The 302-nt window shown below is 72.8% G+C and carries 1 pseudogene; it reads left to right on the top strand.

Annotated elements, in window-relative coordinates:
• Positions 1–211: pseudogene (locus EN850_RS35445) on the top strand (FAD-dependent oxidoreductase); the annotation flags it as partial.
• Between the last annotated feature and the right edge of the window lie 91 nt (positions 212–302).

Genomic DNA, 302 nt, shown 5'->3' with positions numbered 1-302 from the left:
GCTGGGGCTCGATACCGGCGATTCGCTCGGCCCGATCAGTGAGCGCTGGCTGCGGTCGGTCACCTGCGTGATGTCCACGGCGCGCGACACGCTGGGACTGGGCGCCGTGCTGGTCCGCCCCGACGGTGTCGTCGCCTGGGCCTGCGATGCCGGCGGCGATGCGTCGGGGCTGGCGTCCTCGCTGGAACGCTGGTTCGGTCCGCCGCGGTGAGCGACCGGCTAGGGCGAGGCCACCACAGCCGGCGCGCGGCGCGCGGCCTCGGTCATCACCGAGGCCAGCTGCTTCAATGAGTAAGGCTTGC

The sequence above is a fragment of the Mesorhizobium sp. M8A.F.Ca.ET.207.01.1.1 genome, from assembly GCF_004794715.1.
Taxonomy (GTDB): Bacteria; Pseudomonadota; Alphaproteobacteria; order Rhizobiales; family Rhizobiaceae; genus Mesorhizobium.
The sequence above is the reverse complement of the archived record's forward strand: the minus strand, read 5'-3'. Positions and strand labels throughout refer to the sequence as shown.